Here is a 21831-nt window from a genome sequence, read left to right as displayed (position 1 = left end):
TTGCCAAAATGTTGTTTAATATTTAATATTTTTTGTGTATAATCTTTACAAAAAAGCCAAAGACAAGGAGATAAAATAATGGTAAATGTTTTAATGATAGAAGATGATCCAGAGTTTTCTCAAATTCTTTCTGAATATTTAGAGAATTTTAATATAAAAGTAACTAGTTTTGAAGATCCTTATCTTGGACTAAGTGCTGGTGTTAAAAACTATGATTTGCTTATATTAGACCTCACACTACCTGGCATAGATGGTCTTGAAGTTTGTAAAGAAATTCGCCAAAAATACGACATACCTATCATAATAAGCTCTGCTCGTTCAGATATAAGCGATAAGGTCATAGGTCTTAGTTTGGGTGCTGATGATTATTTACCAAAACCATACGACCCAAAAGAGATGTATGCAAGGATAATGAGCCTTATTAGAAGATACAAAAAGAGCCATGAAGTGGTAGAAGAAGCTATAAATAGCGTATTTAGAATAGATGAAAAAAGACACGAAGTTTATTTTAACAACGAGCCTTTAGTTTTAACCCCTGCTGAATACGAGATACTAACATATCTTATAAAACAACATAGTTTTTCTGTTTCAAGAGAGCAATTAGTATATAACTGCAAAAGTTTAAAAGACAAAGACTCTAAAAGTCTTGATGTTATAATAGGAAGATTGAGAACAAAAATAGGCGACAGTTCAAAATCTCCAAAACATATATTTTCAGTTCGTGGAATAGGATATAAACTCATAGGATGAAGTATTCTATAACCACGAAAACAACTATTATATTTGCGATAGCATTTTCTTTGGTATGTATACTTTTAATAACTTTTTCAAATATAGAAAAAGAGCACATTATAGAAAAAGCAAGAGATAAACAAATAAATGCTATCAACTACCTATTAGCTCTTTATGAAAGAGCTAATCCTCCACAAGATTTAAGCCATTATTTTAGAAATTTTGGGCTTATCTATGTGGATAAAAAACAGCCGATAGAACCTATATTTGAAAATGGAGAGTTGATATTTTCACATCAAACTCCAATAGGCATGGTAAAATCAGTGTATTACAATAATGATCTTTACTTGCAAATCAAAAACACATCATTTGAAATTTTATTAAAAAACAATGAAACAAGTAGCATAAACAACCCTCTTTTGGTTAGTTTTTTGATATCTTCTATTCTTTTAATTTCTCTTTATATATCAGTATTAAGAAGTCTATTGCCTCTTAAAAAACTAAATAAAGACATAAGAAAATTTGCCTCAGGAAATATGGAAGTAGCGATATGCACTCATGGCTATAATGAAGGGCAAAAAGATGAGATAGGGCAGGTTGCATATGAGTTTAATAATGCTGTTTGTAAGATAAGAGAGCTAATACAATCAAGACAGCTATTTTTAAGAGCTATAATGCACGAGCTAAAAACTCCTATCGGCAAAGGTAGGATAGTGTCTGAAATGATAAGCAACGAAACACAAAAAGATAGACTTGTTGGTGTGTTTGAAAGACTTGATATGCTTATTAATGAATTTGGAAAGGTGGAACAACTCTTATCAAAAAGCTGCTCATTAGAATATCAGCAATGCCACATATCACTTATATTGGAGCAAGTAAGAGATATGCTAATGCTTGATAATTTTGAAAGCAGAGTAACTTGCGATATAAAAGATGATGTTTTAATGAAAGTTGATTTTCAACTCTTTTCACTAGCATTAAAAAATCTAATAGACAATGCACTAAAATATGCAGATGATAAAAAGGCTATTTTAATTTGTGATAGCAAACAAATAATAATCAAAAATCTAGGTAAAAAGCTAGAATACGATATAAATCATTACAAGCAAGCATTTGTAAGAGGAAACATAAATGCAAAAAATACTCGTGGAATGGGACTTGGCCTTTATATAATAGAACAAATTTGCAATATGCATAAATTTACACTTGAATACAAATATGAAGATGGTTTTCATAACTTTTGTATAAACATATAAATTTCAATGAAAAAAAGTTTAGAAAAATTTAATGAATTAGTCCAAGCATTTGGAAAACTGCCCGGTGTTGGTAAAAAATCAGCGACAAGGTTTGCATATTTTGTTAGCTTGCAAGATAATTTTTCTGGACTACAATTAGCACAATGTATAGAAGACGCTGTAAGATTTACAAAAAAATGTACAAAATGTGGTGGGCTTAGCGAAGATGAACTCTGTGATATATGTACAGATAAAACAAGGGATAATAGTGTCCTTATGGTAGTTGAAAGCCCAAAAGACATACTTGTTTTTGAACAAAATAAAATTTTTGATGGATGTTATTTTGTATTTGATGAGCTAAGTGATTATCTAATAGAAAGACTTGATAAAATAATAAAAGAAGATGATATAAAAGAGATAATCTTTGCATTTACACCGGGTCTAAACTCAGATGCTTTAATGCTTTTTATAGAAGATAGACTAAAAAATAGTGACATAAAATACTCAAAAATAGCCCAAGGCGTTCCAACTGGTGTAAATCTAGAAAATATAGATATGCTATCTCTGCTTAAAGCAATAGAAAGCCGAACAAAGGTTTAAACACCTATTATTATATTTTCACCCAAATCACCAGCCATTTTAACAAGTTTTGTGATTTTTTCTTGTTTTGACACAAAAACTAAAAATTTATCTTTTTTAAAGTCATAAATAGCCATTTGCAAATCATCTTTTAAGTTGTTAGCACAAAGCAAAAGATTTTTTTCATCTATTATTTCGTTTGGGATTTCAAACTCAAAAAACAGATTAGTGCCTAAAATTTCTAACATTTCATCAACTTTTGAGTTTTTACTAATCTCTTTTGCAAAACCATTTTTTATAAAATTTTCACAAATTTCATTAAAATCAGCCCCAAGAACACCAAACTCTTTTCTAAATTTCTCAATATTTTCATCAAAGTTAATAGCTTGGTTTTTAATCTTTACTCTTTGCTTTAAAATCACAAACAAAAAAATAAAAACAGCCATTAAAGACATTGTTAAAATTTCACTAATTATATCTTGCATAATCTCACTTTTTAAATTATCACAACTTCATTTTTTAACTCTATACCAAAACGCTCAAATACTCTTTTTTTGGCTAACTCTATAAGATTTATAACATCATCAAAACTGGCATTATCAAAATTAATTAAAAAATTTGCATGTTTATCACTAAACATTGCACCACCTATTTTATAGCCTTTTAACCCGACATCTTCTATCAACTTTCCTGCAAAATTATCTTTTGGATTTATAAAACAGCTGCCAAAACTAGGACCCTTTGGTTGATTAGATCTTTTTAGCTCAAAATCATCTGCTTTTTTCTGGTCAAACTCACCAGCTACTTTAAATTTAGCACCAAAAATAACCTCATCAATTCCACTTTTTCTATATGAAAAAGTTATCTCATTACGCTCAACCCAACCTCTTTTTAAAAGCACATGAGTAAGATTATCGCTTATACTAATCCCGCAAAGACCTGCATTCATCTTTATGAGACCGCCAAGAGTACCAGGAATGTTTTTTAAAAACTCAAAATTCCCTATATTATTTATTTTTGCAAAATTATAAATTTTTGAACTTTTTGTTGCAGCCCCAACCTCTAAAATACACTCATCAAGTTTAATATAATCAAAGCTTTTACCAAGCATAGCTAACTTTGGTGGATTTTTAGAAATCAAAATATTATTTGCACCGCCTATAATAACCTTACCGCAAGTATTATCTTTGACTGAGTTTATAATATCAACTTCAAAATTACCACCAACTTTTATAGAGCTAAATTTAGAAAAATTAACCAATTTTTTCATTTTATAAACTCCGGTATCATCTCTATCATCTTAATAGTAAACTCACTCATCATAGATACCATCCAAGGCATTAAAAAAATTATAACAACAACAACGAGTATTATCTTTGGAACAAAGCTCAAAGTTGTTTCGTTTATTTGAGTGGTTGCTTGAAAAATAGATATCAAAAGTCCAGCTATAAGACCACTTAAAAGCATAGGAAGACTAAGATATAAAGCTATCTTAAAAGTCTCTATGCCAAGTGATACAAGAGTGCTTTGCATTAAGAAAACCTTAATTCATTATACTCTTTTGGTATAAGATAATCAGCTGCTTTTATAAGTTCAGGATAAATTCCATTTTTATAGCCTATCTCAAATAGTTTGTCTAAAGAATTCAGAGCAACATCATTCATACTTATAGAATCATCATTTGCATACATATTTAGATATGTTTTTAATTTTTCTTTATCAACTCTTATTAGGTTTCTTTCCATGAGCATATGTGATAAAAATGGTTTATGTGATGTTGCTATTTTTACAGCTTTTGTTAAAACATCTTCTGCTGTAATAGCATCTGTTAAAGGCAAACTTCTTCTAATAGCCATACCACCAAGAGGAAGAGGAATCTCTCCGGCAAGTTCGCACCATATATCCCATATCTCTCTTTCTACACAAAGTTCTTCACTAAATTCCAAAATGCTTTCATGAATCAAAACCCCAGCATCAACTTCACCATCAACAACAGCTTTTTCTATGTCCAAGAAATTCTTATAAACTATCCTCGCATCAGGATATGCTATTTTAAACAAAAGTGCATTTGTTGTATGTTGTCCAGAAAGTGCAACTTTAAAATTTCTTTTTAGTTTTGTATCTTTTTTCTTTACTAGTTTTGGACCGTAACCATTGCCAAAACTAACAGCAGTTCTTAAAAGAGAATAATCATCTTTTATAAGAGGGTATAAAGCAAAACTTATTGCTGTTGCTGTATAAGTGCCTTTTAATGCCTCATCATTTAGGGTTTGAATATCAAGAGCTATATTTGAAAAACGGAGATTTTTTGCACTAACCCATCCGAATTTGATAGCCATATACATAAATATATCATCCGCATCAGGCGAATGAGCTACATCTATTTGTTTGAAATTTTGCAAGATAAATCCTTTTTTAATAGGATTTTATCAAAAAATGGTTTAAATAATTAAATTTAAACCATTTTTTGCATAGGGATTAAAACTTATATTTTTCTGAAAGCATACTATCTAATAAAGCAAATAATTCTTGCGATGATTTTTCAGCTATTTCAAATTTTTCTTTTACTACCTTCATGTCTTCTAGGCTATTTATCGCTTCATTTATACTTTTATGAACTGCCTCGTGTGGGTTTAATAATTTTGAATAAGCTATAGTTGATCCAAAAACTTCTCTCCCTCTGCCTTCATACCACTTACCAAGCCTACAATTTAAATGATCAACCATTTCTTCTTTTTCACCAATAAATATTTTTCTATATCCATTTTGTTTGAATGAAACGTGGTCTAATTTTGCAAGACCTATAAAAATATTATTAGTTATTTTTATAGAATCGTTTTCTATAATATCTGCCATATTTAAAATATCAACAAAATTTGTTCTAAATGTATCCACATGCTCTGTTGAACTTTTTGATATTTGCTCTATTTCTTCGTTCATATTTAAAGCATCATTTGCATTTTGCTTAAGCAAGTTTATATTCATCTCAACTTCACTTGTAGCTTTTTGAGTTCTTTCTGCTAGTTTTCTAACCTCATCTGCAACAACAGCAAAACCACGACCATGCTCCCCAGCTCTTGCAGCCTCTATGGCCGCATTAAGTGCCAACAAATTTGTTTGATCAGAGATATCCTTTATAAGATTTACTATACTTGATATCTCATCAACACTCTTGTGAAGCATATCTACATTTTCGTGAGATTTATTTGATTGTTCTGAAATTTTTAATATACAGTTCATTAAAATTTCACTTGTTTCGTTTAATATTTTTATCTTTGATGACGAATCCATACTTGTTGATGCTATATCTTTACAAACCTCCATATTTTTTGTTATCATAGCCCTTACATCATCTACTCCATTTATAGAACCATTTAATAAAATTTTTATCAAAGAATCTTTTAAATTTGATTCATCTCTAACTTGTTTGAGTTCCTGCTTTAGTTTATGATTTTCATCAATAATACTACTGTTTTTTACTTTTAACTCATTAATTTCTATATTATTAGAATCGCTTTTTTCTTTTGAAGCTTTGTTTTTAGTAAACAAACTCACATTTGGCTCCTGTTTAAATTTTTATATGCTTATAGCATAACAAATCTTAATAATTCCAAAAAACAATGTAAGTAGTAAATATTTTTTTAATATATTTAGATTTAATTTATAATTAAAAACTATATATTTTTAATTTTATAAAAAATTTTTATAAATTTTTATAACAATTCTTAAAAATATAAATTAATAGTTTATATTTTAAATGGCTGTCATATGCTTTAATTGCAACAATAACGATATTTTCATAAATTGATAAAGAATTTCAATATATTTTTATTATCAAATTTTATCCCTAGATGAAAAAATTACAGCTAAATTTTAAACTAAAATTTATAAAAATTGTTATAATATCATTCTTAAAATTAAAAGGATAAAATCTATCCTAATTAAAGGCAACAACTTGAGAGTATATTTAGATAACAATGCAACAACAATGGTTGATCCTGAAGTATTTGAAGATATGAAACCATTTTTTTCCGAAATTTATGGCAACCCTAATTCACTTCATCAATTTGGCTCAGATACACATCCAGCTTTAAGAAAAGCGCTTGATCAACTATATAAAGGTATAAACGCAAAAGATAACGACGACATAGTCGTAACATCTTGTGCTACAGAAAGTAATAACTGGGTAGTAAAAGGTATATATTTTGACAAAATCGCAACAGGAGAGAAAAAAAGAATTATAACAACAGCTGTTGAACATCCTGCTATAAGCGCTACTTGTGCTTTTTTAAAAGATTTTGGAGTAGAGATAACCATCCTTGATGTAAATAGCGAAGGTGTAGTAACGCCTGAACAACTAAAAGAAGCCATGGGTGATGATGTAGCTTTGGTTTCTGTAATGTATGCAAATAACGAAACGGGAATGATATTTCCCATAAAAGAGTTAGCAAAAATAGCCCACGAAGGCGGCGCTCTTTTTCACACAGATGCGGTTCAAGCAATGGGTAAAATACCTGTAGATGTTCAAGATTTAGATGTTGATTTTTTAAGTTTTTCAGCTCATAAATTTCATGGGCCAAAAGGCATAGGTGCTCTTTATATAAAAGATAGTCAAAAACTTTCAAGCTTACTTCATGGTGGAGAACACATGGGCGGAAGAAGAAGCGGGACTTTAGATGTGGCTGGGATAGTCGGAATGGCAAAAGCACTTGAAACAGCGAATAAATTTATAGATTTTGAAAACTCTCATGTAAGAAGATTAAGAGATAAACTAGAAGATGCACTGCTTCAAATTCCAGACATAAATGTAATTGGCGATAAAAGCAAAAGAGTTCCCAACACCATACTAGCATCTATCAAAGGTATAGAAGGCGAAGCTATGTTGTGGGATTTAAACAAAGCTGGTATAGCTGCTTCAACAGGTTCAGCTTGCGCTAGTGAAACATTAGAAAGCAACCCTATATTAGAAGCTATAGGTGCAGATAAAGAATTAGCGCACACCGCATTAAGACTATCTCTTTCTAGATTCAACACAGAAGAAGAGATAGACTACACAATAGATGTAATAAATAAAGCAGTAAAAAGGCTAAGAGCTATATCAAGCACATTTGCATATGCTCCAGAAGGTCATAAAAGCGGGCTATAAAAATAAGGATAAGGATAAAAAATGGCAAAAAATAATTTAATAAGCGGTTCAATTTGGGATGAGTATTCACAAAATGTTCAAAATAGAATGAACAACCCAAAATTTATGGGAGAAATAACAGAAGAAGAGGCAAAAAAAGCAAATGGAAAACTTATAGTTGCTGATTTTGGAGCTGAAAGCTGTGGAGATGCTGTTAGACTTTATTGGCTTGTAGATGAAAAAACAGATAAAATTTTAGATGCAAAATTTAAAAGCTTTGGCTGTGGAACTGCGATAGCTAGTTCTGATACAATGGCTGAACTTTGTATAGGAAAAACAGTAGATGAAGCTGTAAAAATAACAAATATAGATGTAGAAAAAGCAATGAGAGACAACCCTGACACTCCGGCTGTTCCACCACAAAAAATGCACTGTTCTGTTATGGCATATGATGTTATAAAAGCCGCTGCTGCCAGCTACAAAGGTGTGGACCCAGATCACTTTGAAGATGAGATAATAGTATGCGAATGCGCTCGTGTTAGCCTTGGAACAATAAAAGAAGTAATAAAGCTAAATGATCTTAAAACAGTTGAAGACATAACAAAATACACAAAAGCTGGTGCATTCTGTAAATCTTGCGTAAAACCTGGTGGACACGAAAATAGAGAGCATTATCTAGTGGACATATTAAGAGACACAAGGGCTGAAATGGAACAAGAAAAGCTTAAAAAACAAGCTGATGCAAAATCTTTTGATGATGATTTAGCTTTTGATGAGTTAAGTGTAGTAGGACAATTAAAAGCTGTTGAGTCTGTTATAGATGAAAAAATAAGACCTATGCTTATGATGGATGGTGGAAACTTGGAAATTTTAGATATTAAAAAAGATGATCAAAGCAATATAGACATATATATAAGATACCTTGGTGCTTGTTCTAGCTGCTCAAGCGGTAGCAGTGGTACACTTTATGCTATAGAAAATGTTTTGCAAGAAAGCCTTAGCCAAAAAATAAGAGTAATGCCTATATAATTTTATTGAGTTGCCAAATGGCAACTCTTTTTTCTACTTCAAATAAGAATCTTTTTTCATACAAAACCGATAAATCTTTTGAAATTATCAATTAAGTTCAGAACCAACTCTGATTATATAAAACAAAACACTAGGCATTTAACAAAAAACTCATAATTAAATTATGAGTTTTTTAATACTAAGCTATGTTTTTTAGTTCTAAATTTGTATCTGCAAGACTTTCGCTATCATTAAAATCAAACGTAACACTTATCGCGCCAAAGCTTTTTGCAATAGCTTCTAATGTATCTTTTGCAGATTTGTGTATCTTGCTTTCTAGCTGCCTTATAAGCCTTAAGCTCATCTTTTCAACTTCTAATTTTGCTTCACTTATAAGCTTGTTTTTATCATCTTCTCTAAAGCTACTACCAAAAAAGCCATTTAAAGAATCAGGAAGCAAAAAAGGTATAAACTTACCATTTTTTTCATCATAAAATTTCATATCCGCTATAGAAAATTTATATTTACAAGGTGGCATTGTTATATGAAATTTAGAATTTGCTATCTCTTGAATTTGCATTTTTTCACTTGTTAAATCATATACAAAATTTATCTCAAACTCAAATATCATAGAAAGCTTTTTTTCGCTAACCAGCCACCTAAGATACTCTTTGCCAAAATTACCAAAAGCGTGATCGGTTTTTGTTACTATCTCTTTACTATAAACTTGAAACACGGATAGTTCTCCTATGCTTTTTAGTTGTTCGATTTTTAAAACAGCTTCTACCTTGCTTTCGTTATTTTTTGCTTTTTGAAGTTGCAAGTTCGTTTTATAAACAATAAAAACACAAACTAAAAGCAAGATAATAAGCACAAAACTAAATATATCAGTCATAATATTTCCCTTAAATACCTACAGCAAAAAACTAGAAAATTTGTTTAAACTCAAACCCATTTTCGCTTAATTTGCTAGCGACTATTTCTTGATGGTCTTTACCCTTTGTTTCAAGAGTGATAATGATACTAGCATCCCCATACTCAAGCTCAGTAGAAAATCTATCATAGTCTATTTTTACTATATTTGCATTGGCCTCTTTAATCGCGTCAGTAAGACCAAGCAAGGCTCCTGGCTTATCTATCAATGTTACTTGTATTATCATTTTTCTTGCTGATTTTATAAGGCCTTTTTCTATGATAATAGAAAGCATTTGAACATCTATATTTCCACCACTTAAAACAACACCTATTTTAGCGCCTTTTTTATGTTTTACTTTTCCGTGCATTAATGCCGCAACACCAGAAGCACCAGCACCTTCAACTACTATTTTTTGAGCTTCAAGCAAGAAAAGTATAGCCGTAGCTATCTCTTCATCATCAACCTGAACAAACTCATCCACACACTCCATCAAATTTGGTAATGTCTTCTCACTAGCATCTCTTACAGCTATACCATCGGCTATAGTTCTAACAGATTTTGAGTTTATAACTTTTTTTGCTTTATAGCTATCATGCATAGCCGGGGCACCTTTTGCACCAACACAAATAACTTTTATATCTGGATTTACCTGCTTAACACAACTAGAAATTCCACTAGCAAGTCCACCACCGCCAACTGGTATAACAACCATATCCAAATCAGCAATTTCATCAAGCATTTCAAGACCTATAGTGCCTTGTCCAGCCATAACATACTCATCATTAAAAGGATGGATAAAGCTCATCTGATGCTTTTTTGCGTATTTTGTAGCAAACTCATATGCCTCATCAAAGTTATTTCCACTTAAAATAACTTCTGCCCCAAGACTTTTTGTTCCAGCTATCTTTAATAAAGGTGTAGATTCTGGCATTACTATTACAGCTTTTGCATTAAACTCTCTAGCGCTTATAGCGACACCTTGAGCATGATTTCCGGCACTTGCTGCAACAACACCTCTTTTTCTCTCTTCTTCGCTTAAATTTGATATTTTATTATAAGCACCTCTTATCTTGTAAGCACCTGTTCTTTGTAAATTTTCCTCTTTTAAAAATATATTTGCATTACAAAGCGCACTTAATTTTGACGAATACGCAAATGGAGTTTTATCTACAAACCCTGCTATCATTCTTTTTGCTTGTATTATTTTATTCAACAAAATCATCTTTAAGCCTCATATGTTCTATTTTTATACACCTATTTTGAACAAAATTTATATTATTTTGCAGTGCCTTTTCTTTTGCCTTATCATTTATGATATCAAGTTGAAGCCAAAGTGTTTTTGCACCTTTTTGCATAACCTCATCAACCAAAGTCTCGGCAAATTCAGCTTTTCTAAACATAACAACTATATCTATATCATCTTTTATTTCATTTAAATTTCTATAAACTTTTTCACCTAAAATTTCATCCATTTTAGGATAAATAGGATAAATTTTAAAGCCTTGCTTTTGAAGATAACTAGCAACCATATTGCTATGTTTATTTTCATCTGGGCTAAGTCCAACTATGGCTATGTTTTTAGCTTTGTTTATAAACTCAAATATTTTTTCTCTCCTTCAATAAAACACCGCACTCAATATGATGAGTATTTGCAAACTGATCAAAAATCGCAAATCTCTCAACCGTATGTGTTTTACATAATTCTTGTAAATTTAAAAATAATGTATCTGGATTACAGGATACATATATTATATTTTCATAATTTTTTATAAAATTTATAACACTCATTTCAAGTCCTGCACGTGGCGGATCAACAAAAATATGAGTAAAATTATAATCAAACAAATCAACTTCTTTTAGCCTAAAAAACTCTCGCTCTTTTGCAAAAGCTTGCATTAGTTCATCAGCGCTGAGCCTTACAAATTTTATATTGTCTACACCATTTAATTCGCAATTTTTAATAGCATTTGCAATAGAACTTTTGTTTATCTCAGTCGCCAACACCCTATTAAAAGCAAAGCTTATAGGTATCGTAAAATTACCATGACCGCAATAAAGCTCAAGCAAATCATCGGCACTATCAACACAAGACAAAGCCCACTCTATCATCTTTTGATTAACTTGTTTGTTTGGTTGAACAAATGCATTTTCGCTAAAAGTAAATTTATACTCTTTATTGTTTATAATAAGTTTTTCTACCAAACTAATATCTGAGTTTGATATCTTTTTGCCTTTTGAACGAGCTATCACAAAAACATCAAGGCGTTTTTGCAAATTATCAATAACATTTTTAAAATCATCATCTAGTTTTTTATGGTAAAGAAGTGTTAAAAGTATCTTACCATTTACATCTAAAAACTCAACTCCAAAAAGTCGCTCTTTTAAATGAGTATTGTTTCTTAAAATATTAAGTAGTTTTGGCATAATATCAAAAATAGGCTTGCTTACCTTTGGGCATTCATCTATAAAAATTTTAGATTTATTGGTAGAATTCATAGTGTAATTTATATCATCTTGACTATGCCATATACCAAACTCTGACCTGATTCTATAATGTTTATCATTAGAGCCGAAAAACTCAAAAACACCATCAAAAAACTGATTAAATTTTGAGCCTATTAGCTCTTTTTTAAACTCTATTTGCTCACTATATGGCATAAAAAGGCTACAACTTCCACACTCTTTTAAATATTTACAATCCAAACTATAATTCCACCTTTTTTCCAACAAATCTAACCAAAGACCAAGTCGCAATCAAACCAAGCACTAAAGAAACCCATACACTAATACCCAAAGCAACCGGTATATAACCAATAACAATTGCAATAATTCCGACACTTACAGCATAAACAATTTGAGTAGAAACATGATCTATGTGAGAACAACCAGCACCCATTGATGACAAAATAGTAGTATCTGATATAGGGGAACAATGATCACCAAAGATAGCCCCGGTCAAAACAGCAGATATGCTTATTATTGTATAAGAATAAAGCTCTTGCCCTTCAAGTCCAGAAGAGATACCAACAGCATTTGCTAAAGGTATCGCAAGAGGCATCAAAATGCCCATTGTTCCATAACTTGTGCCTGTTGAAAAAGATATAAAAGAACCGAGTATAAAAATAGCTGTTGGAAGTATAAATTTAGGCGTTGTATCACTTAACAATTCAACCAAATATTTAGAAGTGCCAAGCTCTTTTATAGTTGAGCTTAAGCTCCAAGCCAAAAGCAAAATAACTATCGTTATAATCATAGTTTTCCAGCCCTTAACCCATGTCTCAATAGCCTCTTTAACGCCAAAAATTTTACGCCAAACACCCATAAAAATAGCAACTATACTTGCAAACAAAGCTGATTGGAAAAGTGCCACAGAAGCATCTGCTGCGCCAAATGTCTCTCTAAAAGTATTAAAAGAAAAAGGATTTTCTTGTGCTGATTTTAAAACTTCACCCTCCAAAGCACCAAGACCACTAAAATAAAAACTCACAAAGGCACCAATAATAAGAACCATTATAGGAACGATAGCATTTGAGCTTTGAAGTTTAATTCCATCTTTTGCTTCTAGCGTTTTATCTTCGACATCATTTATGTTTATTTTGCCGTAATGTATTTCGCCATTTCTCGCACGGCGTTCAGCCGTAAGCATAGGGCCATACTCTCTAGCCATAAAAGCTGTACAAATTATAAAAAACAACATAAAGATATTGTAAAATCTATAAGGTATGGTCTCTATAAAAACTCCATAAGAATTAATCTCTTTTATGCCTATAAGATTATAACCATCTTTAATCAAAGAAATTTCAAGCCCAACCCAAGTTGATATAATAGCTATACCCGCTATCGGGGCAGCAGTTGCGTCTATAATAAAGGCTAATTTTTCTCTACTAACTTTAAATTTATCAGTTATAGGTCTCATAATAGGGCCAACTATCAAGGCATTTGCATAATCATCAAAAAATATTAAAATTCCCATAAACCAAGTTGAGATTTGAGCAGAAATTCCTGTTTTTGCCTTTTTGCTAAGCCAAAGTGCAAGAGCCTTTGTTCCACCCATTTTTGTAACAAGCGCAACAACTCCACCTATACACAAAACTTGTAGCATTATACCAGCATTCCAGCTATCAGCCATAGAAGCAACTATACGAGCTACAATATCGGAAAAACCCTTTATTAATGCAAGAAAAATATTTTCATTTATTATGTTTATAAGAAATGTTCCACTAAACACACCTATAAAAAGTGATAAAATAACATCTTTTGTTATAAAAGCTAAAACTATAGCTATTAAAGGTGGCAAAAGTGTCCAAATACCAAAAATTTCTGCATTTTTATCTGGGTCCGCGAATGCAAAAACAGAAAGAGCCAGCAAAGGCAACAAAAACTTAAATCTCATCTAAACCCCTTATATAAATATCAATCTCTCTCAAAATAAAATCCAGCCCAAGTCTGAGTTGTAGCCATAACCTCCAAAGTGTTTATATTGACACTTGCTGGCATATTAATACAATTTGAAACTATCAGCGATATATCATCAGCTGTTATAAATTTCGTATTTTCATAAACAGCATCAGACTTCGCTTTATCTCCTCTAAATCTAACTTCGCTAAACTCGGTCTTACACAACCCTGGAGCTATCTCAGTAACCCTTATATTAAGACCTTTTAAATCATTTCTGAGGTTGAAGCTAAACTGTTTTACAAAAGATTTTGTGGCTCCATAAACATTACCACCAGCATAAGGCCAAGCTCCTGCAACAGAACCAATATTGAAAATATAACCGCTTTTTCTATTTTTCATTATAGGTAAAACAGCCTTTGTTACATAGATAAGACCTTTAATATTTGTATCGATCATAACCTCAAAATCATCAATACTAGCATCAATTACAGCCTCTTGTCCAAGTGCTAAACCAGCATTATTTACTAAAATTTCTATATCCTTAAATTCATCTGGTAAATTTTTTATAGCATCAAAAACAGAGTCTTTATCTCTTATATCACAAGGCACGATATGAACATTATTAAGTTCACTTGCAAGTTTCTCAAGGCGTTCTTTACGTCTTCCAAGCGCTATTATCTTATATCCTTCTTTGTTTAATCTTCTAGCTATGGCTTCCCCGAAACCTGAAGTAGCGCCAGTAATAAAAGCTGTATTTTTCATATTTATACCACACCCCTTGAATTTATCAATAACCTTCTGACATAACACCTAATGATTTTAAAAACTCAATATTTTCTACATTGGAAGTCATTTTAGCATAATCCATAGCATTAAAACCAAGCTCATCTATATCATTTATAATAGCACCATTATCTACCAAAATACGCAATATTTCAGGATTTGAATTTGCTGAAGCGTGCATAAAAAGAGTTCTTTTTGTATGCTCTAACGCACACATATTTATATAAAACGGTAAAGAGCTACCAAGTCCTAGCGTAGCTGTTTTGGTGTTTTGGTCTATATAGGTATCATTTACATCTGCACCATTTTTTATAAGCAATTTTACCAAAGATGGATTTTTTAGTTCAACCGCATAGAAAATAGGACTTTTGCCAAAAGAATTTTTATGATTTACATCTGCACCATTTTTTATCAAAAACTCAACATTATGCAAATTATTTAATGCGAAAAATATAGCACTCTCATCACCTGATTCTAAATTGGCTCCACGCTTAATGATCTCATTTAAAATTTCTATCTCTTTATTATACAAAAGTGCTGTATTTAAAATTTGGTTTAGCTCAAAACTCTCCCAATTTTTAGAATATAAAATAGACATAATTTTAGAAATATCAGCTCGTTCACTTAAAAGCTTTTGCTCTTTTGAAATATCTATATCAACATCTGATAAATTAGCGTAACTACCAACAGAATAGTTTAAAAACTCGCTTAAAACAGCGGTTGCAAAATATGCAGCTTCCATTGTTTTAAAACCCTTATCTTCATAAAATTTCACAAGTGGGGTTTGAGCTTGGTTAAAAATATTCCAAAATTCTTTAAATTTATAAAAATTATAAAATGCTTGATGAGCCCAATACCTAAAATACCCCCTTTGTTTTTCCCTTACAATATCAGCAGTTTCTATATCTGGTAATGTTTTTGCATACATATATGGAGAAAAAGAGGCTTTTAGGATAGTAAATTTAAATTTATTAAGTTTTTCAAAATATTCGTTTGAACCAACGCAATTAATATTATCGCCCCTTATTTGTTTGCTTACTTTTAGGAGATTTTGAATATCTTTTAAATTAAAAATTGAACCATCACATTCAAATAAAGAATCATTAAAATTTGAAAAAGTACTTGGATTGGTTTTAAAAAAACTGTTTGAATTATTTTTTAAATCAGCACAAGTTGTATCAGCAAAAAGCCAAACTCGAACAATCAAAAACATAGTAAAAAGTAACTTTTTCAAAATAATCTCCTTGCGCGAAGTATCTATTTTAACAAATTTAAACGATAAAATCGCTTAGCTGGTCAAAATTTAGATACCTATAAACATCTTTTTCTTTGCCATTTATTTTTTTATTTACGATTTGTAAATACTCATCTTTATTTGGAATTTTTCCCAAAATAGCACAAACGGCGGCTAATTCAGCACTTCCAAGATAAACTTTTGCTCCCATACCCATTCTATTATCAAAATTTCTAGTAGATGTTGAAAAGACAACAGCGCCATCGGCAACTCTTGCTTGATTTCCCATACAAAGCGAGCAACCAGGAACTTCTATCCTAGCACCACTTGCACCAAATATAGAGTAATACCCCTCCTCTGTGAGTTTATCCTTATCCATCTTAGTAGGTGGAACAACCCAAAGCCTTGTAGGAATTTGACCCATATCTTTTAAAATCTCACCAAGAGCTCTATAATGACCTATATTTGTCATACAACTTCCAACAAAAACCTCATCTATATTTTTTGGTCTTTTTTCATCAGCCAAAACCTCGCTTAAAGTCGCAACATCATCAGGGTCGTTCGGACAAGCAACTATAGGCTCTTTTAATTCATCTAAATTTATATCAATCACGCATTCATATTTTGCATCATCGTCAGCTTTTAAAAGCTCGGGATTATCAAGCCACTCTTGCATCTTTTGCTTGCGACGCATTAGAGTATCTTTATCTTGATAACCTGATTTTATCATAGAATCAATAAGTGCTATATTTGATGATATATATTCTATCACAGGCTCTTTATCAAGCGCAACAACACAAGCCGCCGCACTTCTTTCAGCAGAAGCATCGCTAAGTTCAAAAGCTTGTTCTACCTTTAGTGTATTAAGCCCTTCTATCTCTATAATCTTACCGGCAAAAATATTTTTTTTATTTTTTTTCTCAACCGTAAGTAACCCTTGCTTTATCGCATAATAAGGTATTGCATTTACCAAATCCCTTAAAGTTATACCCTCTTGAAGAGAGCCAGAAAAACGAACCAAAACACTTTTTGGCATATTAAGCGGCATTATTCCCAAAACAGAGGCAAAAGCAACAAGACCACTACCAGCAGGAAAACTTATACCTATTGGGAAGCGAGTATGGCTATCGCCACCTGTCCCTACGGTATCAGGAAGAACCATTCTGTTTAACCAAGAGTGTATAACTCCATCACCTGGCTTTAGACTAACACCGCCTCTTGAACTTATAAAAGATGGCAAAGTCTTATGCAAGATGGCATCGCTAGGTTTTGGATATGCGGCTGTATGACAAAAACTTTGCAAAACAAAATCAGCCCCAAAGCTCAAGCTAGCAAGCTCTTTTATCTCATCTCTTGTCATAGGACCGGTAGTATCCTGAGAACCCACAGTCAAGACAGTTGGCTCACAATACTCCCCAGCTCTAACACCCTCAACACCACAAGCTTTACCAACCATCTTTTGTGCCAATGTATAGCCGGTATCATCTTGTTTTTCGTTTTTTATTTTGATAAAAATATCGCTTTCTTCTTCTATGCCAAGCACTTTTCTTGATTTTTCAAAGAGACTTTTTCCTATCATAAGAGTAGTTCGTCCACCTGCCCTAAACTCATCAATAATACTTACAGGATCAAGCGAAAACTCAGCAACAACACTATCATTTTTTAAAATTTTACCTTCATAAGGAAGTATTTCTATCACATCGCCAGTATTTAATTTATCAACATTTACAACAATAGGCAAAGCGCCGCTATCTTCTGCTGTGTTAAAAAATATAGGCGCAATGCTAGACCCTATAACAATACCGCCTGTTTTTTTATTTGGAATGCCATTTATATTTTTGCCAAAATGCCATTGAATAGAGTTAATACCGCTTTTTCTACTACTTCCGGTTCCAACAACATCTCCAACATAAACTATAGGTAAATTTAGCTCTTTAAGCTTGGATATTTGTTCTAAAAAATCAGGAACCTTTTTAACAAGCATAGCATTTGCATGCAATGGTATGTCAGAACGAGTAAATGCTTCGCTTGCTGGGCTTAAATCATCTGTATTTGTCTCGCCATCAACCTTAAAAACAACAGCTTTTATACTATCTTGCAATTTTTCTTTTGACAAAAACCACTCAGCATTTGCCCAAGATTTTAAAACTTCAAGGGCGTATTTATTTGTCTTACTCAAACTTACTATCTCATCAAAATATCCGTGAACAAAAATAGTATGCTTTAGCTCATCACAAGCCAATTTTGCAAGCTTTTCATCGTTATTTAAAAGAGTTGCTATAAGCACAACAACATTGTATCCCCCAAGCATAGTGCCTAGCATTTTAACAGCTTTTTCTTTATCTATACAGGCTATTTTTAGGTCGTGATTTAAAATTTCATTTAAAAACTCGGCTTTTATCTTTGATGTAATATCAACTCCGGGCAAAACTCTATTTTTAAGCAAAAATAATAAATCTTGAGATTTTTCGTGATTTTGTTTTAGTAAAGATATAACATCATTTATCTGTTTTTCATCAAGCGGTAAAGGGTCTATGCCTAATAACTCGCGTTCGTGTTTGTGCTTATTATAATCATCAAAAAAACTCATTTTAAGCCTCTTTTTATTTAAATTTATTATTATTTAACCATAATATCAAATTTATAATAAATTTAAGGGAAAAATGGACGAAATTTATATCAAAACTCCTATTGGTATTTTAAAAATTATAGCCGACAAACAAGCTGTGCATGAGATAAATTTTGTAAAACATTACAAGGATACACAGAGCAAAAATGATGTTTTAAACCTTTGTGCTAATGAAATTTATAGATATTTTAAAGGGGATTTAGAAGCTTTTACAACACCTATATTTTTAAAAGGTACTGACTTTAAGATAAAAGTATACAATGAAATAGCAAAATACCATACGGCATGACCGCAACTTACAAGCAAATAGCACAAAATATAGGGCATAAGAACGCATTTCGTGCTGTTGGAAATGCAAATGCAACAAATAAAATACCAATAATCATACCCTGTCATAGAGTTGTTGGTGTAAATAGTCTTGGCGGATACTCTGGTGGAGATGGAATAACAACAAAAGAATTTTTACTAAATATTGAACAAAAATATAGACTTAGATAGTATTACATCAAAAAATAAGTCTTTAAAACAAAAAATTACGACTTCGCCTTAAAAACTAATCTTGGTTGCGCTTTTAATCAAAGCACAACCAAAAATCCCTACTTACTTAAAACTCTTTTAATAAATTCAGACATATCGGAAACGATTTCATCTATCGTTCTTTCGCCATTTATAACATGCAATAAATTTTTATTCTTATAAAAATCTCTTATTGCGGTAATTGGCTCTAGATATACTTTCATTCTGTTGTTAAATACTTCATTATTATCATCAGCGCCTCTTGCACGACCAAGAACACGCTCTCTAGCTACATCTTCGCTTACATCAACCTCTATAACGCTTTTTAAAACTATCTCGTTTTGAGCAGCCAAAACTTTATCAAGCTCATTCATTTGCTCTACACTTCTTGGGTAACCATCGATGATTATATTTTTCTTATCAGAACCCTTTATAGCTGATATAATGGCATTTACAACAACATCTAATGGAACCAAATTTCCTTTTGATATAAAGCCATCTATTGTCTTACCGAGTTCGCTACCACTTGCAACCTCTGCACGAAGCAGATCACCTGTTGAAAAATGTGCAAAAGATTCATCATTTTTTGCAATCAAATCAGCGTCAGTTGTCTTACCGCTACCAGGTGCGCCAATAATTAAAAATAAACTTTTCATAACTTCTTCCTTAATATTATTTTTCTTTTTCTCTTAAACGTAGTCCAAGCTCTCTCATTTGTTCATTGCTCGGTGCGCTAGGCGCTTTTGTTAAAGGACATTGAGCACGTTGTGTTTTTGGGAAAGCTATAACATCACGAATACTTGTTGATTTTGTAGCAAGCATTATAAGTCTATCAAAACCTATAGCTATACCCCCGTGTGGTGGCGCTCCAAAACTAAGTGCATCTAGTAAAAATCCAAATTTTTCTCTTTGCTCTTCCTCTTCAATTCCAAGCAATTTAAATACTTTTTGTTGAACATCATTTTTATGTATTCTAACACTACCACCGCCAAGCTCAAAGCCATTTAAAACAACATCGTGAGCTATAGAAAGTATATCTTCAAGATCTTCTTCATCTATATTTTTTGGCATTGTGAATGGGTGGTGCATTGCTGAATACGAGCCATCATCGTTTTGTTCAAACATAGGGAAATCAAGAACCCATAAAAATTCCATCTTATCTTGATCTATAATACCCATTTGCTCTGCTAAGAAGATTCTAAATCTACCCATATAATCAAGAACGGTTTTCTTACGTCCAGCACCAAAGAATACAACATCACCGACTTTCAAATCACATCTTGAGATAATTTCATTTAAATCTTCATCACTAAAGAATTTACAAAGTGGTCCTTTAAGACCCTCTTCTTTCATTTGGAAATATCCAAGACCTTGTGCTCCAAATTTTCTAACAAACTCTTCAAATCTATTCATCTCTCTTTTGCTGAAAATATTGTCGCCATTTGGAACCTTAAGTGCTTTTATGCGATTTCTCTTAGGATCTTTTGCGATTGAGCTAAAAATTTCATTTGTAGATCTTTCAAATATATCAACGACATCAACCATAGCCAAATCATAACGCAAATCAGGCTTGTCTGAGCCATATTTTTCAGTAGCTTCTTTGTAGCTCATGCGGCGAAAAGGTGTTTTGATATCATAACCACAAGCTTGGAAAATATCTTTTAGCATCTCTTCTGCCATTTTTATAATATCTTCTTGTTCACAAAAGCTCATCTCAACATCTATTTGGGTAAATTCAGGCTGTCTGTCAGCTCTTAAATCTTCATCTCTAAAACACTTTGCTATCTGAAAATATTTATCAAAACCTGAACACATCAAAAGCTGCTTGAAAAGCTGAGGGCTTTGAGGAAGTGCATAAAACTGACCCGGATAAACACGACTAGGAACCAAATAATCCCTTGCGCCTTCAGGTGTAGCACGGGTTAAAATTGGTGTTTCAAACTCAGTAAAGCCCATTTTATCCAAAGAATTTCTAGCAGCAATAGCGGCTTTTGAACGAAGCTTGAATATATTTTGCAAACGCTCATTTCTAAGGTCTAAAAATCTATATTTTAACCTTATATCCTCGTTTACATTTTCATCACCTATCATAAAAGGTAGTGCTTCACTTGGATTTTCTATCTCAAGCTCACTAACAACAACCTCTATTTCACCTGTTTTTAATTTAGGATTTACAAGTCCTTCGCCTCTTGCTCTTATCTTACCCTTTATCTTTAAAACATACTCATCACGAACCCTTGAAGCTACCTCATGAGCATCTTTACTATCTGTTGGATCGCAAACAAGTTGTATCAAACCTGTTCTGTCACGAAGATCTAAAAATATAACACCACCATGATCTCTATAGGTATTTACCCAACCGCAAAGAGTAACCTCTTTTCCAATATCATCTTTGTTAAGTTCGGCGCAATAATGACTTCTCATAAATTTTATAGTTGTCTTATGTTTGGAAATTTCAAACAGCAACTCTCCTTTCATTATTTTAAATATATCATTTTATTTAAATTTACTTTAAAAATCAAGTAAAAATCAAACTTAAGATGATAAAAACTTATTAGAAATTTATATTTTTTTTTGTAAAATCTTAACTTTAAATTTACATAAATATTTGGCTTAAAAATGACTTTTTTTTCAATTGAATTTGCATTAATTTTTATAATGTTTTTTGTAACTTAT

22 protein-coding genes and 1 pseudogene are annotated in these 21831 nt (G+C 31.8%); 7 read left to right on the top strand and 16 right to left on the bottom strand.

Annotated features, from left to right (window positions below):
• Positions 1 to 78 precede the first annotated feature (78 nt).
• From CPIN18021_RS00870 to recR, 3 genes are read left to right on the top strand one after another with little or no spacing between them, the layout of a single operon-like run.
• On the top strand, positions 79 to 750 hold the full coding sequence (locus CPIN18021_RS00870) for a response regulator transcription factor (RefSeq protein ID WP_078422760.1): 672 nt from the start codon (positions 79 to 81) through the stop codon (positions 748 to 750).
• Positions 747 to 1988 (top strand): ArsS family sensor histidine kinase, encoded by a 1242-nt coding sequence (locus CPIN18021_RS00865; protein WP_078422759.1) that lies wholly within the window; start codon positions 747 to 749, stop codon positions 1986 to 1988. Before CPIN18021_RS00870 ends, CPIN18021_RS00865 begins: the two co-directional genes overlap by 4 nt.
• A 6-nt stretch (positions 1989 to 1994) precedes the next feature.
• Complete coding sequence (gene recR / locus CPIN18021_RS00860; protein WP_078424187.1) at positions 1995 to 2567, top strand: recombination mediator RecR; 573 nt, start codon at positions 1995 to 1997, stop codon at positions 2565 to 2567.
• Here recR and CPIN18021_RS00855 read toward each other — a convergent pair.
• The 6 genes and pseudogenes from CPIN18021_RS00855 to CPIN18021_RS09180 all read right to left on the bottom strand — a co-directional run.
• Positions 2564 to 3031: a hypothetical protein gene (locus CPIN18021_RS00855; protein ID WP_078422757.1), complete on the bottom strand. Its 468-nt coding sequence runs from the start codon at positions 3029 to 3031 to the stop codon at positions 2564 to 2566. The genes recR and CPIN18021_RS00855 overlap by 4 nt on opposite strands.
• Positions 3032 to 3042: 11 nt before the next feature.
• Entirely contained in the window at positions 3043 to 3816 is a 774-nt protein-coding gene (locus CPIN18021_RS00850; protein ID WP_078424186.1) for a UDP-N-acetylmuramate dehydrogenase, read from the bottom strand.
• Entirely contained in the window at positions 3813 to 4079 is a 267-nt protein-coding gene (gene fliQ / locus CPIN18021_RS00845; protein ID WP_069636379.1) for a flagellar biosynthesis protein FliQ, read from the bottom strand. Before fliQ ends, CPIN18021_RS00850 begins: the two co-directional genes overlap by 4 nt.
• Entirely contained in the window at positions 4079 to 4948 is an 870-nt protein-coding gene (locus CPIN18021_RS00840; protein WP_078422755.1) for a menaquinone biosynthesis family protein, read from the bottom strand. Before CPIN18021_RS00840 ends, fliQ begins: the two co-directional genes overlap by 1 nt.
• Positions 4949 to 5024: 76 nt before the next feature.
• A complete protein-coding gene (locus CPIN18021_RS09185; protein ID WP_226995943.1) occupies positions 5025 to 5402 on the bottom strand; it encodes a CZB domain-containing protein in 378 nt (125 codons plus the stop codon).
• A 39-nt stretch (positions 5403 to 5441) separates the two neighbouring features.
• A pseudogene (locus tag CPIN18021_RS09180) lies at positions 5442 to 5705 on the bottom strand (methyl-accepting chemotaxis protein); the annotation flags it as partial.
• 796 nt (positions 5706 to 6501) lie between these two features.
• On the opposite strand from CPIN18021_RS09180, the gene CPIN18021_RS00830 reads away from it, so the two are divergent.
• Together CPIN18021_RS00830 and CPIN18021_RS00825 are read left to right on the top strand one after the other, a co-directional pair.
• Positions 6502 to 7692: a NifS family cysteine desulfurase gene (locus tag CPIN18021_RS00830; protein WP_078422753.1), complete on the top strand. Its 1191-nt coding sequence runs from the start codon at positions 6502 to 6504 to the stop codon at positions 7690 to 7692.
• A 21-nt stretch (positions 7693 to 7713) separates the two neighbouring features.
• The gene (locus CPIN18021_RS00825; RefSeq protein ID WP_078424185.1) at positions 7714 to 8700 is read left to right on the top strand and encodes an iron-sulfur cluster assembly scaffold protein; all 987 of its coding nucleotides are present in this window, start codon (positions 7714 to 7716) and stop codon (positions 8698 to 8700) included.
• 178 nt (positions 8701 to 8878) lie between these two features.
• Here CPIN18021_RS00825 and CPIN18021_RS00820 read toward each other — a convergent pair whose 3' ends face one another.
• Genes CPIN18021_RS00820 through CPIN18021_RS00785 form a run of 8 tightly spaced genes read right to left on the bottom strand, consistent with a single transcriptional unit; the run spans position 8879 to position 18600 of the window.
• Complete coding sequence (locus CPIN18021_RS00820) at positions 8879 to 9574, bottom strand: DUF4230 domain-containing protein (RefSeq protein ID WP_078424184.1); 696 nt, start codon at positions 9572 to 9574, stop codon at positions 8879 to 8881.
• A 31-nt stretch (positions 9575 to 9605) separates the two neighbouring features.
• Positions 9606 to 10817 (bottom strand): threonine ammonia-lyase, encoded by a 1212-nt coding sequence (gene ilvA / locus CPIN18021_RS00815; protein ID WP_078424183.1) that lies wholly within the window; start codon positions 10815 to 10817, stop codon positions 9606 to 9608.
• Positions 10801 to 11199 (bottom strand): CoA-binding protein, encoded by a 399-nt coding sequence (locus tag CPIN18021_RS00810; protein ID WP_078424182.1) that lies wholly within the window; start codon positions 11197 to 11199, stop codon positions 10801 to 10803. Before CPIN18021_RS00810 ends, ilvA begins: the two co-directional genes overlap by 17 nt.
• Positions 11192 to 12253 carry a tRNA (uridine(54)-C5)-methyltransferase TrmA gene (trmA, locus tag CPIN18021_RS00805; RefSeq protein ID WP_089503417.1) on the bottom strand — a complete coding sequence of 354 codons (1062 nt, stop codon included), beginning with the start codon at positions 12251 to 12253 and terminating at the stop codon, positions 11192 to 11194. The genes CPIN18021_RS00810 and trmA overlap by 8 nt, the downstream gene beginning before the upstream one ends.
• Before the next feature lie 46 nt (positions 12254 to 12299).
• On the bottom strand, positions 12300 to 13988 hold the full coding sequence (locus CPIN18021_RS00800; RefSeq protein WP_078424180.1) for a Na+/H+ antiporter NhaC family protein: 1689 nt from the start codon (positions 13986 to 13988) through the stop codon (positions 12300 to 12302).
• Positions 13989 to 14008: 20 nt separating this feature from the next.
• A complete protein-coding gene (locus tag CPIN18021_RS00795; RefSeq protein WP_078422746.1) occupies positions 14009 to 14755 on the bottom strand; it encodes an SDR family NAD(P)-dependent oxidoreductase in 747 nt (248 codons plus the stop codon).
• Between the two features lie 25 nt (positions 14756 to 14780).
• Positions 14781 to 16010, bottom strand: a complete 1230-nt coding sequence (locus CPIN18021_RS00790; RefSeq protein WP_078424179.1) for an ankyrin repeat domain-containing protein — start codon at positions 16008 to 16010, stop codon at positions 14781 to 14783.
• Positions 16011 to 16047: 37 nt separating this feature from the next.
• Positions 16048 to 18600 (bottom strand): bifunctional aconitate hydratase 2/2-methylisocitrate dehydratase, encoded by a 2553-nt coding sequence (locus CPIN18021_RS00785; RefSeq protein ID WP_078424178.1) that lies wholly within the window; start codon positions 18598 to 18600, stop codon positions 16048 to 16050.
• Between the two features lie 73 nt (positions 18601 to 18673).
• On the opposite strand from CPIN18021_RS00785, the gene CPIN18021_RS09035 reads away from it, so the two are divergent.
• Positions 18674 to 18928, top strand: a complete 255-nt coding sequence (locus CPIN18021_RS09035) for a hypothetical protein (RefSeq protein WP_226995986.1) — start codon at positions 18674 to 18676, stop codon at positions 18926 to 18928.
• Complete coding sequence (locus tag CPIN18021_RS09030; protein ID WP_226995985.1) at positions 18925 to 19137, top strand: methylated-DNA--[protein]-cysteine S-methyltransferase; 213 nt, start codon at positions 18925 to 18927, stop codon at positions 19135 to 19137. Before CPIN18021_RS09035 ends, CPIN18021_RS09030 begins: the two co-directional genes overlap by 4 nt.
• Positions 19138 to 19235: 98 nt before the next feature.
• Here CPIN18021_RS09030 and CPIN18021_RS00775 read toward each other — a convergent pair whose 3' ends face one another.
• Both CPIN18021_RS00775 and aspS read right to left on the bottom strand, forming a co-directional pair.
• A complete protein-coding gene (locus tag CPIN18021_RS00775; protein WP_078424177.1) occupies positions 19236 to 19811 on the bottom strand; it encodes an adenylate kinase in 576 nt (191 codons plus the stop codon).
• Positions 19812 to 19827: 16 nt separating this feature from the next.
• On the bottom strand, positions 19828 to 21579 hold the full coding sequence (gene aspS, locus CPIN18021_RS00770; protein ID WP_078424859.1) for an aspartate--tRNA ligase: 1752 nt from the start codon (positions 21577 to 21579) through the stop codon (positions 19828 to 19830).
• Positions 21580 to 21831: the final 252 nt, after the last annotated feature.

Origin of the sequence: Campylobacter pinnipediorum subsp. caledonicus, assembly GCF_002022005.1 — a bacterium.
GTDB lineage: Bacteria > Campylobacterota > Campylobacteria > Campylobacterales > Campylobacteraceae > Campylobacter_A > Campylobacter_A caledonicus.
Note: the sequence above shows the minus strand (reverse complement) of the source record. Positions and strands in the feature narration are given on the sequence as shown.

What these genes read in the sequence shown, in the direction of transcription:
- ilvA (WP_078424183.1), bottom strand. Translation starts at nt 10,817, where the DNA reads ATGATTTTGTTGAATAAAATAATACAAGCAAAAAGAATGATAGCAGGG.
- CPIN18021_RS00865 (WP_078422759.1), top strand. Translation starts at nt 747, where the DNA reads ATGAAGTATTCTATAACCACGAAAACAACTATTATATTTGCGATAGCA.
- CPIN18021_RS00775 (WP_078424177.1), bottom strand. Translation starts at nt 19,811, where the DNA reads ATGAAAAGTTTATTTTTAATTATTGGCGCACCTGGTAGCGGTAAGACA.
- CPIN18021_RS00795 (WP_078422746.1), bottom strand. Translation starts at nt 14,755, where the DNA reads ATGAAAAATACAGCTTTTATTACTGGCGCTACTTCAGGTTTCGGGGAA.
- CPIN18021_RS09185 (WP_226995943.1), bottom strand. Translation starts at nt 5,402, where the DNA reads ATGGCAGATATTATAGAAAACGATTCTATAAAAATAACTAATAATATT.
- CPIN18021_RS00825 (WP_078424185.1), top strand. Translation starts at nt 7,714, where the DNA reads ATGGCAAAAAATAATTTAATAAGCGGTTCAATTTGGGATGAGTATTCA.
- aspS (WP_078424859.1), bottom strand. Translation starts at nt 21,579, where the DNA reads ATGAGAAGTCATTATTGCGCCGAACTTAACAAAGATGATATTGGAAAA.
- CPIN18021_RS00855 (WP_078422757.1), bottom strand. Translation starts at nt 3,031, where the DNA reads ATGCAAGATATAATTAGTGAAATTTTAACAATGTCTTTAATGGCTGTT.
- CPIN18021_RS00785 (WP_078424178.1), bottom strand. Translation starts at nt 18,600, where the DNA reads ATGAGTTTTTTTGATGATTATAATAAGCACAAACACGAACGCGAGTTA.
- recR (WP_078424187.1), top strand. Translation starts at nt 1,995, where the DNA reads ATGAAAAAAAGTTTAGAAAAATTTAATGAATTAGTCCAAGCATTTGGA.
- trmA (WP_089503417.1), bottom strand. Translation starts at nt 12,253, where the DNA reads ATGCCATATAGTGAGCAAATAGAGTTTAAAAAAGAGCTAATAGGCTCA.
- fliQ (WP_069636379.1), bottom strand. Translation starts at nt 4,079, where the DNA reads ATGCAAAGCACTCTTGTATCACTTGGCATAGAGACTTTTAAGATAGCT.
- CPIN18021_RS00870 (WP_078422760.1), top strand. Translation starts at nt 79, where the DNA reads ATGGTAAATGTTTTAATGATAGAAGATGATCCAGAGTTTTCTCAAATT.
- CPIN18021_RS09035 (WP_226995986.1), top strand. Translation starts at nt 18,674, where the DNA reads ATGGACGAAATTTATATCAAAACTCCTATTGGTATTTTAAAAATTATA.
- CPIN18021_RS09030 (WP_226995985.1), top strand. Translation starts at nt 18,925, where the DNA reads ATGACCGCAACTTACAAGCAAATAGCACAAAATATAGGGCATAAGAAC.
- CPIN18021_RS00800 (WP_078424180.1), bottom strand. Translation starts at nt 13,988, where the DNA reads ATGAGATTTAAGTTTTTGTTGCCTTTGCTGGCTCTTTCTGTTTTTGCA.
- CPIN18021_RS00820 (WP_078424184.1), bottom strand. Translation starts at nt 9,574, where the DNA reads ATGACTGATATATTTAGTTTTGTGCTTATTATCTTGCTTTTAGTTTGT.
- CPIN18021_RS00850 (WP_078424186.1), bottom strand. Translation starts at nt 3,816, where the DNA reads ATGAAAAAATTGGTTAATTTTTCTAAATTTAGCTCTATAAAAGTTGGT.